General features: G+C 66.4%; 17 protein-coding genes. 9 read left to right on the top strand and 8 right to left on the bottom strand.

Annotation, left to right across the window (positions count from 1 at the left end; genetic code table 11):
- Nucleotides 1-129 precede the first annotated feature (129 nt).
- On the bottom strand, nucleotides 130-693 hold the full coding sequence (locus ACIA48_RS05015; protein ID WP_396728193.1) for a TetR/AcrR family transcriptional regulator: 564 nt from the start codon (nucleotides 691-693) through the stop codon (nucleotides 130-132).
- A gap of 99 nt (nucleotides 694-792) precedes the next feature.
- On the opposite strand from ACIA48_RS05015, the gene ACIA48_RS05010 reads away from it, so the two are divergent.
- The 4 genes from ACIA48_RS05010 (at nucleotide 793) to ACIA48_RS04995 (ending at nucleotide 4,925) form a co-directional block, all read left to right on the top strand.
- Nucleotides 793-1,698, top strand: coding sequence for an SDR family NAD(P)-dependent oxidoreductase (locus tag ACIA48_RS05010; protein WP_396728191.1), 906 nt, complete (start codon nucleotides 793-795; stop codon nucleotides 1,696-1,698).
- Nucleotides 1,695-2,600 carry an SDR family NAD(P)-dependent oxidoreductase gene (locus ACIA48_RS05005; RefSeq protein WP_396728190.1) on the top strand — a complete coding sequence of 302 codons (906 nt, stop codon included), beginning with the start codon at nucleotides 1,695-1,697 and terminating at the stop codon, nucleotides 2,598-2,600. Before ACIA48_RS05010 ends, ACIA48_RS05005 begins: the two co-directional genes overlap by 4 nt.
- Nucleotides 2,601-2,624: 24 nt before the next feature.
- The gene (locus tag ACIA48_RS05000) at nucleotides 2,625-3,146 is read left to right on the top strand and encodes a cupin domain-containing protein (protein ID WP_396728188.1); all 522 of its coding nucleotides are present in this window, start codon (nucleotides 2,625-2,627) and stop codon (nucleotides 3,144-3,146) included.
- 93 nt (nucleotides 3,147-3,239) lie between these two features.
- Entirely contained in the window at nucleotides 3,240-4,925 is a 1,686-nt protein-coding gene (locus ACIA48_RS04995; protein WP_396728186.1) for a DEAD/DEAH box helicase, read from the top strand.
- A 2-nt stretch (nucleotides 4,926-4,927) separates the two neighbouring features.
- On the opposite strand, the gene ACIA48_RS04990 is transcribed toward ACIA48_RS04995, so the two are convergent.
- From ACIA48_RS04990 to ACIA48_RS04965, 6 genes are read right to left on the bottom strand one after another with little or no spacing between them, the layout of a single operon-like run.
- Entirely contained in the window at nucleotides 4,928-6,061 is a 1,134-nt protein-coding gene (locus ACIA48_RS04990; protein WP_396728184.1) for a BTAD domain-containing putative transcriptional regulator, read from the bottom strand.
- 31 nt (nucleotides 6,062-6,092) lie between these two features.
- A complete protein-coding gene (locus ACIA48_RS04985) occupies nucleotides 6,093-6,596 on the bottom strand; it encodes an SRPBCC family protein (RefSeq protein WP_396728182.1) in 504 nt (167 codons plus the stop codon).
- Nucleotides 6,597-6,642: 46 nt separating this feature from the next.
- A complete protein-coding gene (locus tag ACIA48_RS04980) occupies nucleotides 6,643-7,458 on the bottom strand; it encodes an HAD-IIA family hydrolase (protein ID WP_396728180.1) in 816 nt (271 codons plus the stop codon).
- Nucleotides 7,459-7,467: 9 nt separating this feature from the next.
- Nucleotides 7,468-8,868, bottom strand: coding sequence for a PH domain-containing protein (locus ACIA48_RS04975; RefSeq protein ID WP_396728520.1), 1,401 nt, complete (start codon nucleotides 8,866-8,868; stop codon nucleotides 7,468-7,470).
- Between the two features lie 44 nt (nucleotides 8,869-8,912).
- Complete coding sequence (locus tag ACIA48_RS04970; protein WP_396728518.1) at nucleotides 8,913-9,395, bottom strand: PH domain-containing protein; 483 nt, start codon at nucleotides 9,393-9,395, stop codon at nucleotides 8,913-8,915.
- Nucleotides 9,396-9,408: 13 nt separating this feature from the next.
- Entirely contained in the window at nucleotides 9,409-9,882 is a 474-nt protein-coding gene (locus tag ACIA48_RS04965; protein ID WP_396728178.1) for a nitroreductase family deazaflavin-dependent oxidoreductase, read from the bottom strand.
- 53 nt (nucleotides 9,883-9,935) lie between these two features.
- Here ACIA48_RS04965 and ACIA48_RS04960 point away from each other — a divergent pair, with 53 nt between their 5' ends.
- Genes ACIA48_RS04960 through ACIA48_RS04940 form a run of 5 tightly spaced genes read left to right on the top strand, consistent with a single transcriptional unit; the run spans nucleotide 9,936 to nucleotide 15,866 of the window.
- Nucleotides 9,936-10,847 carry an SDR family NAD(P)-dependent oxidoreductase gene (locus ACIA48_RS04960; RefSeq protein WP_396728176.1) on the top strand — a complete coding sequence of 304 codons (912 nt, stop codon included), beginning with the start codon at nucleotides 9,936-9,938 and terminating at the stop codon, nucleotides 10,845-10,847.
- Complete coding sequence (gene glp, locus ACIA48_RS04955) at nucleotides 10,847-12,040, top strand: gephyrin-like molybdotransferase Glp (protein ID WP_396728174.1); 1,194 nt, start codon at nucleotides 10,847-10,849, stop codon at nucleotides 12,038-12,040. Before ACIA48_RS04960 ends, glp begins: the two co-directional genes overlap by 1 nt.
- Nucleotides 12,041-12,080: 40 nt before the next feature.
- Nucleotides 12,081-12,797: a phosphatidylserine decarboxylase gene (locus ACIA48_RS04950; protein ID WP_396728172.1), complete on the top strand. Its 717-nt coding sequence runs from the start codon at nucleotides 12,081-12,083 to the stop codon at nucleotides 12,795-12,797.
- The gene (pssA, locus tag ACIA48_RS04945; protein ID WP_396728170.1) at nucleotides 12,794-13,645 is read left to right on the top strand and encodes a CDP-diacylglycerol--serine O-phosphatidyltransferase; all 852 of its coding nucleotides are present in this window, start codon (nucleotides 12,794-12,796) and stop codon (nucleotides 13,643-13,645) included. The genes ACIA48_RS04950 and pssA overlap by 4 nt, the downstream gene beginning before the upstream one ends.
- 1 nt (nucleotide 13,646) lies before the next feature.
- Nucleotides 13,647-15,866, top strand: a complete 2,220-nt coding sequence (locus ACIA48_RS04940) for an AAA family ATPase (RefSeq protein ID WP_396728168.1) — start codon at nucleotides 13,647-13,649, stop codon at nucleotides 15,864-15,866.
- Nucleotides 15,867-15,872: 6 nt separating this feature from the next.
- Here the strand turns inward: ACIA48_RS04940 and ACIA48_RS04935 are convergent, their stop codons facing one another.
- A complete protein-coding gene (locus ACIA48_RS04935; RefSeq protein ID WP_396728166.1) occupies nucleotides 15,873-16,925 on the bottom strand; it encodes a class I SAM-dependent methyltransferase in 1,053 nt (350 codons plus the stop codon).
- Nucleotides 16,926-17,029: the final 104 nt, after the last annotated feature.

The raw sequence follows: 17,029 nt of genomic DNA, 5'->3' as shown, positions 1-17,029 counted from the left end.
TGCCCGCGACGGACGGCTGGGGATGTGCTCCGCGTATGCGGCCCCGGCCTCACCGTCCCGACCTAGCACTCACCGGTCGCGAGTGCCAACTGCATTTTTAGCACTCAACCATGGCGAGTGCAAGGTCGTTCACCGGGGGCGAAGCCCGTCCAGGACCACGTCGGTAAGCCGCTTCGCCGCGTCGTCGTTGTAGCTCTGCATGGCCTGCAGTCCCACCAAGATCGCTTTGACGTCCGGCACCGAGACGTCACCGCGCACGACACCTGCCTGCTTGGCGGCACGCAGCAGGTCACCGAGCATCGCGAAGAACTCGCCCTCCGCCTCGGGCATCGCCTTCTCGACGTCGATTCCGACTCCCGCCAGCGCCTCGCTGAGCCCTCGATCAGTCGCGCCCCACGTCAACGTCATCGACCGGAGAAACTCGAACAACGCATCCGCGGGGTCGCCGGCGGTCAGCAATCGGCGACCCTCGCCGATGATGCCGCGAATCCTGTCCTCCACGACCGCCCGGAACAAATCCTCCTTCGTCGGGAAGTGGCGGTAGACGGTGCCTGCGCCGACGCCGGCCCGACGGGCGATCTCGTCGATCGGAACCGACAGTCCGTCGGCGGCGAAGGTGTCGTAGGCAACCTCGAGCACGCGAGCGCGGTTGCGGGCCGCGTCCGCGCGTAGCGGTCGCTCGGTCTCGGTCAATTTCTCCTCTAGCGGAATGGATGAAACGGGGCGTGCGTTCCGTATAGTTGTCATCAAACGGGGCGTAGGCTCCGTTTAACACTCTACCGAGGAGACCTCATGTCCAGATGGACAACCGCGCAGATTCCCGATCAGACCGGGCGCACCGCGGTGATCACCGGCGCCAACACCGGACTGGGATACGAAACCGCGACAGCACTCGCCGCCAAGGGTGCGCACGTCGTTCTCGCCGTACGCAACCTCGACAAGGGCAAGGACGCGGCACGCCGCATCGAACAAGCCAGTCCCGGCGCTCGCATCGATCTACAGGAACTCGACCTGACGTCACTGGCCTCGATCCGCGATGCCGCCGAACAGCTGAAGGCCAACCACGAATCCATCGACCTGCTGATCAACAATGCGGGCGTGATGTTCACTCCGAAGACGACCACCAAGGACGGTTTCGAATTACAGTTCGGCACAAATCATCTGGGCCACTTCGCCTTCACCGGCCTGCTTCTCGACCGAGTGCTCGCAGCGCCGGGCTCACGTGTGGTGACAGTCAGCAGCACTGGTCATCGCCTGATCGACGCGATCCGCTTCGACGATCTGCAATGGGAACGCGGGTACAACCGTTTCCGTGCATATGGGCAATCGAAACTCGCCAACCTGCTTTTCACCTACGAATTGCAGCGGCGGCTGCAAGGCACCAACACGATCGCCGCAGCGGCACATCCCGGCGGATCGAACACAGAGCTGATGCGCAATCTGCCTCGGGCCGTCCAGGCGTTGACTCCACTGGTGCGGCCGTTGTTCCAGGGTGCCGACATGGGTGCGCTGCCGACACTGCGGGCGGCTGCCGATCCGGACGTGCTCGGCGGGCAATATTTCGGTCCCGACGGATTCGCCGAACAGCGGGGGTATGCCACGCTCGTATCATCCAACCGCGCCTCACACGACGCCGACGCACAGCGCCAGCTCTGGGCCGTCTCCGAAGAACTGGCGAAGGTTGTGTATCCGCTATGACCAACTGGACTACCGCCGCGATCCCCGACCAGACCGGTCGCACCGCAGTGATCACCGGCGCCAACACCGGCCTGGGATACGAGACCGCGGCCGCACTCGCGGCCAAAGGTGCGCGCGTCGTGCTCGCCGTGCGCAACACCGACAAGGGCAAGGAGGCCGTGCGCCGCATCGAGGCGGCCAGCCCCAGCGCTCAGGTGGACCTCCAGGCACTCGACCTGACGTCGCTGACATCCGTCCGGGCCGCCGCCGAACAGCTGAAGGCCAACCACGAATCCATCGACCTGCTGATCAACAATGCGGGCGTGATGGTGACCCCGAAGACGGTCACCGAGGACGGGTTCGAATTACAGTTCGGCACAAACCATTTGGGCCACTTTGCGTTGACCGGGCTGCTCCTGGACCGTCTGCTGGTGGCACCCGGCTCACGGGTCGTCACCGTCAGCAGTACCGGGCACCGCTTCGGCGGCGGTATCCACTTCGACGACCTGCAGTGGCAACGCTCGTACAGCCGGATGGGCGCCTACGGCCAGTCCAAGCTCGCCAACCTGATGTTCACCTACGAACTTCAGCGACGCCTCAAGGGCACCGAGACGATCGCCGCCGCCGCGCATCCGGGCGCGTCGCAGAGTGAACTCGGCCGCAACGCGTCACTGCCGATTCAGATCATGTTCCTGCCCTTCGTCGGCCTCCAGCAGAGCACCGCCATGGGTGCGCTGCCGACGCTGCGCGCGGCGACCGACCCCTCGGTGCTGGGCGGTCAGTATTACGGGCCGGGCGGGATCGGCGAGCTCCGTGGCTACCCGAAGGTGGTGTCGTCGACTGACGCATCGCACGACGTCGCCGCGCAGCAGCGACTGTGGACGGTGTCCGAAGAGCTGACCGGAGTCGCCTATCCCGTCTAGCCGAGTGTGGCACGCTGACAAGCGATGTCACTCTGGGATCCGCGCAACGTGCCACCGTATCCGCCAGCCCGCTACACCAAGGACAAACCGGAGGTCAGTGCCCGGTTGAGAGTGGCGCCCGAAAATGGCGGGGCGCCGCCGGACTACGACTCGTTCGGCCTCGTGAAGTACCACTATCTCGCCAACCAGCAGTCCACTGACGGCGACTACGGCCTGTACCGCGTCGACATCGCGCCCAACGGCGGAGGGCCGGGCCCGCACTTTCACCGCGCGATGTCCGAAGCGTTCTTCGTTCTCTCCGGGACCGTCAGGCTCTACGATGGCACCGACTGGATCGACGGGAATCCGAACGACTTCCTGTATGTACCCCCCGGCGGCATCCACGGCTTCCGCAACGAGGCCGATTCACCCGCCTCGATCCTGATGCTGTTTGCTCCCGGCGCACCGCGGGAAGCGTACTTCGAGGGCTTCGCCCAACTGGCCGACCTGACCGACGAGGAACGCGCCGAGTGGTTCATCGAGAACGACAACTTTATCGTCGAATGACACGCAATAGCCGACACGCCGAAACGTGCGTCGGCGTAATCCGTTGCGCTAGGCTCATTCCGATCGGCGTCCCGATCAGTAAAGGAGCTTTGGGTGCGGGCTTATGCAGCGCCCGACACCCAGGCTTTGCGGGGCTGGCAGCGTCGGGCATTGGTGCGGTATCTCGCTGCTGCGCCGCGCGACTTCCTGGCGGTCGCGACTCCGGGAGCGGGGAAGACGGCGTTTGCCCTGCGGATCGCCGGAGAGCTGCTTTCCGAACGCGTCGTCGACCAGATCACCGTCGTCGTGCCGACCGAACACCTCAAGATCCAGTGGGCTCTGTCAGCCGCCGGTGTGGGCATCGCGCTCGACCCGAAGTTCTCCAATTCGTCGGCGCAGACATCCTCGGAGTATCACGGCGTCGTCGTCACCTACGCGCAGGTTGCCAAGCATCCGTCACGACATCGGGTGCGCACCGAGAACCGCCGCACTCTCGTGGTGTTCGACGAGATCCACCACGGCGGCGACGCGAAAAGCTGGGGCGACGCCATGCTCGAGGCATTTGGTGACGCCACCCGCAGACTGTCCCTGACCGGCACACCGTTCCGCAGCGACGACAGCGCGATCCCGTTCGTCAACTACGAGCGCGGCGCCGATGGCCTGTTGCGGTCACAGGCGGACCACACCTACGGCTACAGCGACGCGTTGGCCGACGGCGTCGTCCGGCCGGTGGTGTTCATGGCCTACTCGAGTGAGTCACGGTGGCGCGACAGCGCCGGCGAAGAACACACCGCGCGGCTCGGCGAGCCGCTGAGCGTCGAGCAGACGGCACGGGCGTGGCGCACCGCCCTGAACCCTGCCGGTGAATGGATGCCCGCCGTGATCGCGGCCGCCGACAAGCGGCTGCAGCAGAAGCGTCAGCACGTGCCCGATGCGGGCGGCATGATCATCGCCTCCGATCAGACCGCGGCGCGTGCGTACGCCGAACTCCTCACCCGGCTGACCGGTGAGGCGCCCACCGTCGTGCTCTCCGACGACAAGGGCTCGTCCGACCGCATCTCCCAGTTTTCGGCGGGCACCAGCCGGTGGCTGGTGGCGGTGCGCATGGTGTCCGAAGGTGTCGACGTGCCGAGGCTGACCGTCGGCGTCTACGCGACGAGCGCGTCCACCCCGCTGTTCTTCGCTCAGGTGATCGGCCGGTTCGTCCGGTCGCGGCGGCCCGGTGAGACGGCCAGCGTGTTCCTTCCCTCGGTACCCAACTTGCTGCTGCTCGCCAGCGAGATGGAGGCGCAACGCAACCACGTGCTCGGTCAGCCGCACCGCGAATCGGACGGCCTCGACGACGATCTGCTCGCCGATGCCGCCAAGCAGAAGGACGAGTCCAGTGACATGGACAACGGCTTCGAGATGCTCGGTGCCGACGCGGAACTGGACCAGGTGATCTTCGACGGGTCCTCCTTCGGCACGGCGACGCCGGCGGGCAGCGACGAAGAGGCCGACTATCTCGGCATCCCAGGCTTGCTGGACACCGACCAGATGCGCGATCTGTTGCGACGCAGGCAAGAAGAGCAACTCACCAAGCGCACCGCTTCGGGTGAGGTCCCCCGGCCGTCCAAGCACGGGCAGTTGCGCGAGCTGCGACGCGAGCTCAACGCGCTGGTGTCGATCGCCCATCACCGCACCGGGAAGCCGCACGGGTGGATTCACAACGAGCTGCGCAGGATCTGTGGCGGCCCGCCAATCGCCGCGGCAACCAGCGATCATCTGCTGGCCCGCATCGAAGCGGTGCGCGGTCTGTAGAACTAACGAGGCGCCAGCTCGAAGCGGAAATCGCTTTCGCCGATGCGCACATGACACCCGTCGGTGAGTGGGGCGCTACCGCGAATTCGCTTGTGGTCCAGCTCGACTCCGTTGGCCGACCGCGCATCGATGAGCACGAAACTGGTCCCGGTGTCGATGATCACGGCGTGGTGGCGGCTGACCCTCGGATCGTTCAGCGCGATGTCGTTGTCGGATCGTCGCCCGATCCTGGTGGCCACACCCTTCACCGGATAGCACTCACCTGACACCGCCCGCAGTTGTGCGCGCTCTTTGCCGGTGTTGATCGCGGTGCGGTTCGCCAGGCTGATGAACGTGCCTGCCAGCGTGGTGTCCGCCGGAGGTTTGGCGTCCATCGGCTCCTGCCGCAGGATCTTCTCGTGCAGTTCCCGGAGCGCCCGGCTCGGGTCGATTCCGAGTTCGTCGGCCAGCACGGTTTTGAGTCGCTGATACGCGTCGAGAGCATCGGACTGCCGCGCCGAAACGTAGTACGCGATCATCAACTGCTCCCAGGCCGGCTCACGGAACGGATGCTCGGCGACAAGCCGTTCCAGCTCCCCGGTGATCAACTTCGCGCGCCCGCATGCGATCTCGGATTCGGCAAGGGCGATGTGCGTGGCGACCTTTTCGTCTGCCATCGCCGTGGCGAAGACCGAGACGAAGTCGAAAGCGCGGAGGTCCTCCAGTACGTCGCCACGCCACTGGGCCAGAGCGTTCGAGTAGTGAGTGCTCGCCTTGTCGAATCGGCCGGCCGTCGCGGCCTGGACGCCCGCATTGCGCTCGCGGGTGAACCGCCCGAGGTCGACGTCCAACTCCTCGATGTTCAGCCGGTACCCCGGCGAGACCTTCTCGAGCATCGCCCGGCCGTCGATACCGACAGACCCGAGTAGACGGCGCAGATTGGACACATAGGCGTGCAGGCTCGCACGCGCTTCCGACGGTGGATCCTCACCCCACACGGCCGTGATCAGAGAATCCGCTGCCACCGGCCGGTTGCGGTTCATCACCAGCGATGCGAACACCGCCCGCTGCTTCGGCGTGCCGATCGGCACCACGGTGCCGTCGACCGACAATTGCAACGGTCCGAGAAGACCAAAGTCTGGGCCTCTCTGCGGCATCGGCTGTCCTACCCATCAGCGAGAAGTGACGTCAGCTAACGATACGGCGCTCAGCCAGCCCGGCCAGGTTCTTCAGCGAGTTGGACAGGTGCTGGACTTCGAACGGCGGGAACTCGATGTCGCGCATCTGCGGCGGCACCCCCGACCAGTCGTAGGTCAGCGTCACCCGCGTCCGGCCGGGTCCCGCCGAGTCAAGGTCATAGCGCCAGATCCACCCGCCGAATGCGAGTTCGGTGCCGCCCATAAGGTATCCGCGCTGTTCCGGGCCCTGACCGGGCTGCCACGCGATGGCCCGCGGCGGATCGATCACCTCGACCCGGTTCGCCATCTCGTAATCCTTTTCGGGGTGGTTGTCGTGGTACATCGCGACCCGGAAGATCTGGCCCACCTCGGTCAGGCGCTGCGGGTCCAACGGCTCCCGAACCCATCCGGTGCCGTCGATCGCCTGGTGTGTCGCCGGGTCGGCCAAGACGTCGAAGACCACCTCAGCGGGCGCATTGACGGTCGTGACGGCATTTATGTGTTCGTCGGTCATGTCTATACAGACCGCCACCGGCGCCGGAACTCACCGTCGACCATCGCTACATCCCCAGCAGCCGCGGTAGGTCAGCGACCGAGTCGATGACGTGGTTCGGCTGCATCGCGAATTCATCGGCCGCCCATCGGTCCAGCGTGTCCTGACGAAACTTGCCGGTGCGCACCAACACTCCGGCCATTCCGACCACCTGCGCCGGCAGCACATCGTTGTTGAGGTCGTCACCAACCATGTACATCTCGTCCGGATCGACACCGAGTCGGCTTGCGGCCGCAAGGAACCCCTCGGGCGCGGGCTTACCGACCGCGGTGGCCTGACGGCCCGAGGTCTGCTCCATACCGATCAGGTACATGCCGGCGTCGATACGCAGACCGTCGGTCGTCGTCCAGGCCGTGCTGCGGTGCATCGCCACCACCGGAACCCCTTGAGCCATCCAGTCGTAGACCCACGACAACGTCAGGTGGCTGTACTCCGGTCCCGCCCCGCCGAGTAGTACCACGTCAGGACGTTCCGGCGCCGCGGGTCCGCTGAAGTCACTGGAGTACTCGATGTCGATGCCGGGCATGTCCTCGGCGATCTGGCCGCTGTTGACGAGAAAACATCGCGCGTCGGGGTAGTTGTGGCGGACGTATTCGGCAGTCAACACAGCGGCCGTGATGACCTCGTCGGCGCGTACAGCCATCCCCGCGTCAGTGAGCAATTCGGCGATCTGCGACCGGGTCCTGGTGGTGGTGTTCGTCAGATAGGAGCAGGCGACCTGATGGTCGGCCAGGGTCCGCAACGTCTCGGCAGCTCCCGCGATCGGTTTCCACGACGTCACCAGGACGCCGTCGATGTCGAACAACACCCCACCGATCGCCATTGCCCGACACTAAACGGCCCACCGCGTGTCGGCGACCCACGGCGTGGCCTCGGCGACGATCGTCCACGCCAGCTCGGCTGGTACGTCGATCAGCTGATAGTGCTTGACGCCTGCCGCGGTCGCAGCGATCAGCGTCGCCACACCGGCCCTGCGCTGCATGAAGGTCTGGCGCACCGTCCATCCGATGATGCCCGGCGCCGCGATGCAGTCGCGCCTGCGCTGCAAGCTCCCCGTCCGCGCAACCAACCAGCCGTCACTCACCAGGTGCCCGAGCGAGCGCGCCCGGTCGAAGGCAAGCAGCGCGCAACAGATGGCCAGAAGCGCGCAGGCTACCCACGCCCAGCCCGGCGCCTGCACGACCAGCAGGACAACCGCGATGGCCGCGGGAAACACCATCGCCCGCGTCCAGCGCCTGCGGGTCGCGGCCGGACCGTGACGGCGCAGAGCTGCGGTGACCGCTTCGGGTCGCGCGATCAGATCGGCCAGGACGGTTTGCGCAGTGGACTTGGGACACGGCGGCAACAGCATCGACGCTTCGCCCGCGCCGCCGACACCCGTCATCACCGCATCCAGCCGCGCGCCGCCAAACAGCCTGACCAGCAACGGTTCCCGCAGCGTTCCGCCGCGCAGCCTGCGCATGTCGAACGTATGCTCTCGAACCCGCAGCAGTCCGTGCTTGAGGTGCAGGACGTCAGCATCACGACGCAATTCGAGATTCGCGTAACTCAGCAGGGACTGCAACACCGACAGCACGACGGACGCGACCAGCACCACCCCCGCAGCGGCGGCGACAGTGGCCGCTACGCCGAACCGGTCAGCGATCGCCGCACCCGACTGCTCGATCCCCGAATCCCGCAGGACCGCACCGGCACCCACCTGATACGCGATACCGACGGCGGCGGCGATCATCGCCAGGCCGGTGAAGCTCAACGGGCTGTAGCCCAGCCAGGACGGCTGCCAACGAGCCAGCACCCGGCCGTGTGCCACCGTCTGGTCCTCGTCGGGCGCCAATGAGTCGGCCAGCAGAACAGCCCGCAGCCGCGGCGCCTCGGCGGCAGGCACCGCGTCGAGCGCGAAGGCACTGTCCCCCGTGGCCTCCTGCCCGGTGCTCACCCGCACCACCGTCAGGCCGAGCAGCCGGTGCAACAACCTGGCGTCCGTCGAGACCGAGCGAATCCTGTTGCGCGGCAACGAGAGAACTTTGCGCTGCACGATCCCCTTCCGCAGCTGCACATCGCTGGGACCAATGCGGTAGCTCGTGGTGAACCAGCGCGCGAGGCCGATGCCCACGGTGATCACCAGGACGGCGACCGCGTACATCGGATTGCCGGTGGCAGAACCCAGTACGACCGTTCCGACGAGCACCGGAATCTGGCGCAGCACCTCGTGTACCGGATGCACCAGCAGCATGCGGGCGCTCAGTCGGCTCCACTCGACACCGGAGCTCTGGAAACTCACGTCGCGTCCTCGCCCCCGATCGCGGCGATGTCGGTGAGCTGCGCGACGACGCGGTCCGCGACGTCGACATCCAGGGCGACGATGCGCACCGCCCCCGCCGACGACGCCGTCGTCACCGTGACGTTGGCGAGGCCGAACAGGCGGTCCAGTGGTCCGCGTTCGGTGTCGACGGTCTGCACCCGCGATATCGGGGCGATACGACGTTCCTGTACAAGCCATCCCGAGCGCGTGTACACCGCGTCGGAACTGACCTCCCAACGGTGGACTCGAAAGCGCCACAACGGAACCACCACGACGAACATGAGGACGCAGACCACCGTGACCGCCGCCGCGAGAGCATGCAACCACCAGCTGCGGTGGTCGATGACGAACCACACCAGCTGGGCGAGTGCCAGCAGGGACCACGGAATCAACGCGCCGAGCGCCCACACGAGTGGCGCCTTGCGGCTCGGCGGATTCGCGGGGTCCCGCACGTTCACCAGGCTCACCAGGTCACGACTTTTCAAGACTCAGACATTGACTCACCCCGAACAGTCGCAGCGTCCGCATCGTCCGAACCGGAATCAGCTCCTCGACATCGGCCGTCGCGACGACGGCGGGCCGTTCGACCGCAATCCGCTCGCCACCGGAAACCACGGTCGCGGTTCCAGCGGCCAGCACGTTACGCAACCAGTCGGTGCGCACCCCGTAGGGAAGCGCGATGAGCAGTCGGGTCGTGGTCTCGATGATGTCGACGGGTGTTTCGTAGGTCTGACCTGATCGACGACCCACGTGTTCGATGACCGACGTCTGCGTTCCCGCGTTCCCCGCGGTGCGCATCACCCGCGGATTGGTCACCGAGCGGTTCATTCGTCGCACTGTGTTCACCACCGGGGTGACCTGCCATCGCATACCTGCCACCAGGAGCCCCAACAACACCACGACCGCACCGATCAGCGTGCCGATGATCATCGCAACCACTCGCATAGAACGAAACTAACCGGCGGCGCAAGGCCGCAGGGCTTCAGTATGTTGATCGCATGAGCGCCAAATGGACCGCGGCAGACATCCCGGATCAATCCGGTCGCGTAGCGATCGTCACCGGTGCGAACAGCGGACTCGGATACGACACCGCAGCCCTCCTCGCCGGCAAGGGTGCCCACGTCGTGATGGCGGTGCGCAACCTCGACAAGGGCAACGAGGCCGTCGAACGCATCAAATTGGCGAACCCCAACGCCCAGGTCACCCTTCAGGAGCTCGACCTATCGTCGCTGGAGAACACACGCAGAGCCGCCGACGCACTGCGTTCGGCGTATCCGCGCGTCGACCTGCTGATCAACAACGCGGGCGTGATGTACGTGCCGAGCCGCGAGGCCACCAAAGACGGCTTCGAAATGCAGTTCGGCACCAACCACCTCGGCCATTTCGCGCTGACCGGCCTGCTACTCGACAACCTGCTCGGCGTCGACGGCTCCCGGGTGGTCACCGTCAGCAGCGTCGGTCATCGAATCATCGCCAAGATCCATTTCGACGACTTGAACTGGGAGCGCAGCTACAACCGCGTCAAGGCCTACGGCCAGTCCAAGCTCGCCAACCTGATGTTCACCTACGACTTGCAGCGGCGCCTCGCGGCTGCGGGCGCCCCGACCGTCGCGCTGGCCGCGCACCCGGGTTTCTCCGACACCGAACTCATGCGGTATCTGCCGGGATTCATTCCGGATTCCCTGTGGAAGGTCGTGACCCAACCCGCCGATAAGGGTGCGTTGCCGACCCTGCGCGCGGCCACCGATCCGAACGCACAGGGCGGCCAGTACTACGGGCCCGACGGCATGGGCGAGGTCAAGGGCAACCCGAAAGTCGTTGCGTCCAGCGCACAGTCACATGACGAAGCCATTCAGCGCCGGTTGTGGACGGTGTCCGAGGAACTGACCGGCGTGACCTTCGGAGTCTGATGCGGTCGGTCGAGGAGCATCAACACGTCGTCGCCGGACTGATCGCCCGCCGGGCGCCGGTCACCGTCGCGATCGCTGACACGCTGGGACTGGTACTGGCCGACGACGTCGTGGCTCCATTGTCGCTGCCCGGCTTCGACAACTCCGCGATGGATGGATATGCCGTTGTCGCCGAGGATATCTCGAGCGCGACCGCGGAGCAGCCCGTGCTGCTGCCCGTCGCCGAGGACATCCCGGCAGGCCGCACCGACCTCCTGACCCTCGAGCCCGGCACTGCGCACCGGATCATGACCGGCGCACCGCTACCACGGGGTGCCACCGCGGTGGTACCAGTCGAGAGGACCAACGCCGCGACCGACACTGTCGAGATCCGTGCGAATGCCAAACCCGGCCAACATATTCGGCGTGCGGGCGAGGACGTCACCGCCGGCAGCACGGTGCTGCGGGCGGGGCAGGTCGTCACTCCTGCGGCGCTCGGGTTGGCCGCCGCGCTTGGACTGGGCGAGCTGACGGTGATCCCGCGGCAGCGGGTGCTGGTGATGTCGACCGGATCGGAACTCGTACCGCCCGGCACGCCGCTGAAGCCCGGCCAGATCTACGAATCCAACGCAGTGATGCTGGCTGCGGCGCTGACCGATGCCGGAGCCGAGGTGGTGGCCTCACCGACCACCGGTGACGACGTCGACGTGTTTCGCGACGCGCTGGCCGACCACCGCTGCGACGCCGATCTGATCATCACCACGGGCGGTGTGAGCGCCGGTGCGTACGAAGTCGTCAAGGATGCTTTGGGCGGTGAGGTCGAATTCGTCAAGGTCGCGATGCAGCCGGGCATGCCACAGGGCTCGGGCGTGGTCGACGGCACACCGATCGTCACGCTGCCGGGCAACCCGGTCAGCGCACTGGTGTCCTTCGAGGTGTTTCTGCGCGCGCCGCTGCGAAGCGCGATGGGCCTGCAGAACGCCGACCGGCCGCGGCGCACCGCTGTGCTGACCGAGGATCTGACCTCACCACGCGGCAAGCGCCAGTTCCGCCGCGGAGTTTTTGATCCGGCCGCAGGCACGGTCACCAGTTACGGACCGCCGGCATCGCATCACCTGCGCTGGCTGGCGTCGGCAAACTGTCTATTGGAGATCGATGAGGAAACCGGCGAACTCGCCGGTGGATCCGCTGTTCACATCTGGGACTTGACTTAGCCCTATTGGCGGGACGTCTCGCCCGTAGAATCGGCCCACGATGGCCAGACGCCCTGATATCCAATCCGGCCCCGCGCGGTTCGCCGCGCTGGTGCGCTCCTCCGTACCCCCGATGCACCCGGCGGGCCTACCGTTCGTCGGTGCGAGCCTCGCTGTGGCGGCGCTCGGCTACCGCAGCCGCTGGCTGCGGCGTGCAGGGCTCGTCTCCGCGGCCGCCAATGCCGCGTTCTTCCGGCATCCCCCTCGAGTGCCACCGACCCGCCCGGGCCTTGTCGTGGCACCCGCGGACGGCCTGATCTGTCTCATCGAGGACGCGGTGCCGCCTGCCGAACTCGGCTTGCCCGCAACGCCATTGCCGCGGGTCAGCATCTTCCTGTCAATCCTCGACACCCACGTCCAACGCGTGCCGATCAGCGGTGAAGTCGTCGCGGTCTCCCACCAACCCGGGAAGTTTCACTCGGCCGAGCTCGAGGCCGCCAGCGAGGACAACGAACGCAACAGCGTGGTCATCAACACCCCGGAGGGCGCGCAGGTGATCGCCGTGCAGATCGCCGGCCTGGTGGCCCGCCGCATCATCTGTGACGCGAAGGTCGGCGACAAACTGACGATCGGCGAGACGTACGGCCTGATCCGATACGGTTCGCGGCTCGACACGTACCTGCCCGAAGGGTCGAACCTGCTGGTGACGGTCGGTCAGCGCGCCCTCGGCGGCGAAACGGTGCTGGCCGAGTTGCCCGCCTCCGGGACGTCTTCGTGATCAAACCCCGCGTCAAGGCACCCGTGGTCAGCCTGCGCATCCTGCCCAGCGCGATGACCGTGACGGCCATCTGCCTCGGGTTGAGTGCGGTGAAATTCGCCCTCGACGGCCGACCGACTGAGGCGATGGCGTTTCTGGCCGTCGCCGCAATCCTGGATGCACTAGACGGCCGGATGGCCCGGATCCTGAAGGCCACGTCACGCATGGGCGAGGAAATCGACTCGCTCGCAGATGCGGTGAATTTCGGTGTCGCACCGGCATTCATCGTCTACGCGACGCTGCTCTCGACGTCCCAGATCGGTTGGATCGTCGTGTTGCTCTACGCGGTGTGCATCGTGTTGCGGCTGGCCCGGTTCAACGCGATGCTCGACGTCGCCAAACCTGCGTACGAGAAGGAGTACTTCGTCGGCATGCCCGCCCCGGCCGGGGCGATCGGCGCGATTGGTCCGCTCGCCGCCAAGATGCAGTTCGGCGACGGCTGGTGGACGTCCGAAATCGCCGTGGTCATCTGGATGATCGGCATCTCGGTTCTCACGGTCAGCACCCTGCCGATGCGCAAGATTCACACCTTCAAGGTCTCACCGAACATGGTCGCCCCGCTGCTGGTGGCGGTCGCGATCCTGGTCGCCGCGTCGATTCTCTACGGCTATCTGGTGATCCTCGCGATCATCCTCGGTTACGTCATCCACATTCCGTTCGCGATCCGAACCCGCCGATTCCTGGCCGCACATCCCGAGGTGTGGGACGACAAACCTCGACAACAACGGGAGGCACGGCGGGCGATTCGTCGTGCGCAGCCGCACCGGAGGTCCGTGATGCGACTCGGATTGCGCAGGCCGGGCTCCTGACGTGACCGGTTTCGATTCGGGGAAGTCGGCGACCGACCGCCCCGCCCTCAAACAGCAGCTCACGCTGACCGCGCGTCTGAACACGTCGGCCCTGGACACGCGCCGCGGCGTTGTTCGACTACATCCGGAAGTCATTGCGGCACTCGGTATTCGGGAGTGGGACGCGGTGTCGCTGACGGGCTCACGCACCACCGCTGCAGTGGCGGGGATCGCGCCGTCGGGTACGCCGACGGGTACCGCACTCCTCGACGACGTCACGCTGTCCAACGCGGGCGTTCGCGAGGACACCACGGTGCTCGTCGCGCCTGCGACCGTGTTCGGCGCACGGTCGGTGACACTGTCCGGCTCGAACCTCGCGACCCAGTCGATCTCGCCTGCGACGCTACGCCAGGCCTTGCTGGGCAAGGTGATGACGGTGGGCGACACCGTATCGCTGCTCCCGCGTGAACTCGGCCCCGACATTCCCACCTCCGCGGCGACCTCCGCGCTCGCGTCGTCGGTCGGCATCACGTGGACCTCCGAGCTGCTGACAGTGACGGGCGTGGATCCCACGGGACCCGTGAGCGTACAACCCAATTCGTTGGTCAGCTGGGGCGACGGAGTGACCCCGTCGCGCACCCCGACATCGGGTCAACCGACCGTCACCGCTCCCACGGAGTCAACGGCCACCACAGTCAGCTTCGACGATCTCAAGGGAGCGCATGCGCAGGCATCCCGGCTGACCGAATGGCTCAAGCTCGCCCTCGACCAACCGCAGCTACTCGAAACATTAGGCGCCACAGCAAATCTCGGCGTACTCGTGTCAGGACCGGCCGGCGTCGGCAAAGCGACCATGGTCCGGACGGTCTGCACCGACCGGCGCCTCGTCGAGCTGGACGGGCCTGAAGTCGGCGCACTGCGCCCAGAGGACCGGCTCACCAGCGTCTCGTCCGCGGTGTCCACTGTTCGCGACGGCGGTGGCGTCCTGCTCATCACCGATGTCGACGCACTGCTCCCCTCACCCGCCGAACCCGTTGCGACACTGATACTCACCGAGTTGCGCAGCGCCGTCGCCACCCGCGGCGTGGCTTTTGTCGCGACCTCAGCCGTGCCCGACAACGTGGACCCTCGGCTACGGGCCCCTGACCTCTGCGATCGCGAGCTGGGCTTGAGCCTGCCCGACGGGTCCATCCGCAAGCAGCTGCTCGAGGTGCTGCTGCGCGACGTCCCCGCTGGCGACCTCGATCTGTCCGAAATTGCCGAACGCACACCAGGTTTCGTCGTCGCCGACCTGTGCGCGCTGGTGCGGGAAGCCGCGCTGCGTGCGGCAGCGCGGGCCAGCACCGACGGTAAACCGCCCGCGTTGACGCAGGACGACCTGACCGGCGCCTTGAGTGTGATCCGCCCACTGTCGCGGTCGGCCACCGAAGAGGTCTCAGTCGGTTCGGTGACGCTCGAGGACGTCGGCGACATGGCCGAAACCAAGCAGGCACTCACCGAGGCGGTGCTGTGGCCGCTGCAGCATCCGGAGACCTTCGAGCGTCTCGGCGTCGAGCCTCCGCGCGGCGTCCTGCTCTACGGCCCGCCCGGCTGCGGCAAGACGTTCGTGGTGCGGGCGCTGGCCAGCTCGGGCCGCCTGTCCGTGCATGCCGTCAAAGGCGCCGAGCTGATGGACAAATGGGTCGGTGCCTCGGAGAAGGCGGTCCGCGATCTGTTCCGACGCGCCCGCGACTCGGCGCCGTCGCTGGTCTTCCTCGACGAACTCGACGCGCTGGCGCCACGGCGGGGCCAGAGCTTCGACTCCGGTGTCACCGACCGGGTGGTGGCGTCACTGCTCACCGAACTCGACGGCATCGAACCGCTGCGCAATGTCGTGGTCCTCGGTGCGACGAACCGGCCCGACCTGATCGACCCGGCGTTGCTGCGACCGGGCAGGCTCGAGAAGCTCGTCTTCGTCGAACCGCCGGACGCCGAGGCTCGGCGCGAGATCCTGCGCACCGCAGGCAAGTCCGTGCCGCTCGCCGACGATGTCGACCTCGATGCACTGGCCGGACAGCTAGAGGGCTACAGCGCCGCCGACTGTGTGGCCCTATTGCGCGAGTCCGCGCTGACCGCGATGCGGCGCTCCATCGACGCCGCCGCCGTCACCGCGGCCGACGTCGCCAAGGCCCGCGAAACCGTGCGGCCGTCGCTCGATCCCGTTCAGGTCGAGTCGCTGCGCGCCTTCTCCGCCGCTCGCTGACGACGGCTACGGTCGCGCCTCGAGCACGAGATTGAACGGAGTCTCGGTCGCCCGCCGAAAGCCGGTGAATCCGCCACCGTCGACCATGATCTCGCGTAACCGAGCTTCACCGGCCTGGGCGCCCAGCGCCGGACCCTTACGCGCCAGGGACACCGGGACGCAGATCTGAGTGGAGGCGCCGTACATCACGCGGCCGACCGGATTGAAGTTATCGTCCATCCGGTCATTGGCGAATGGCTCCACCAGCATCACGGTTCCGTCGCCGCTGATGGCCTCGCGCGCGTGCCGCGCCGCACTGACCGGATCGGCCATGTCGTGCAGACAGTCGAAGAACGCGATCAGGTCGATTTCTCTGTCCGGATAGCCGACGGCATCGGCGACTTCGAATCGCGCGTTCCCAGCGTCGGCCGCCGCGGCCTTCTTCGTGGCAACCGCTATCGATTCGTCGTGATAGTCGTAGCCGATGAATTCTGAGTCGGGGAATGACTTCGCCATCAAGATGGTGCTGGCGCCGTGCCCGCATCCGACATCTGCGACCTTGATCCCGCTCTCGAGCTTCTCGACGACACCGTCGAGAGCCGGAAGCCATGAGTCGATGAGGCTGGCGTTGTAGCCGGCGCGAAAAAACCGCTCCGTCCCCTCGAACAGGCACGGGTGATGATCGCCCCATTCCAGGCCGCGACCGGAGGTGAAATTCGCCAGCGTGTGCTCGAGCGCATGGAACGTGGCCTCCACGATGTTGTACGCACCGGGCATGTCGACCGGACCGTTTGGGTCGGTCAGGCACAGCGCCTGCTCTGGACTCAGCGACCACTTGTCGGAAGCGGGGTCGTACTCCACGTATCCGCCGGCGCCTTGGTTGCCGAGCCATTCTCGGACGTAGCGCTCGTCAGTTCCGGTGCGCTGGGCCAATTCGGTCGAGGTGACTGCACCTTTCGCCAGTTCGCGATAGAGACCAAGGCGATCGCCGACGAGGATCAGCGTCGCACTCATCGCGGCACCGAGATCGCCAACCGCCTTGCCGAGGAATTCGTTCAACTTCGCTTCGTCGACAGCCATGGCCGCCCCTCTCTGATTGAACCGAGACATCAATAGTGAGCGCATTCCCAAGCCCGCGTTGAACATTGACGCGTACCGCGCAGCCCTTCGTGCCCACGCAAATA

The sequence above is a fragment of the Mycobacterium sp. NPDC051804 genome, assembly GCF_044452905.1.
Classification (GTDB): domain Bacteria; phylum Actinomycetota; class Actinomycetes; order Mycobacteriales; family Mycobacteriaceae; genus Mycobacterium.
Note: the sequence above shows the minus strand (reverse complement) of the source record. Positions and strands in the feature narration are given on the sequence as shown.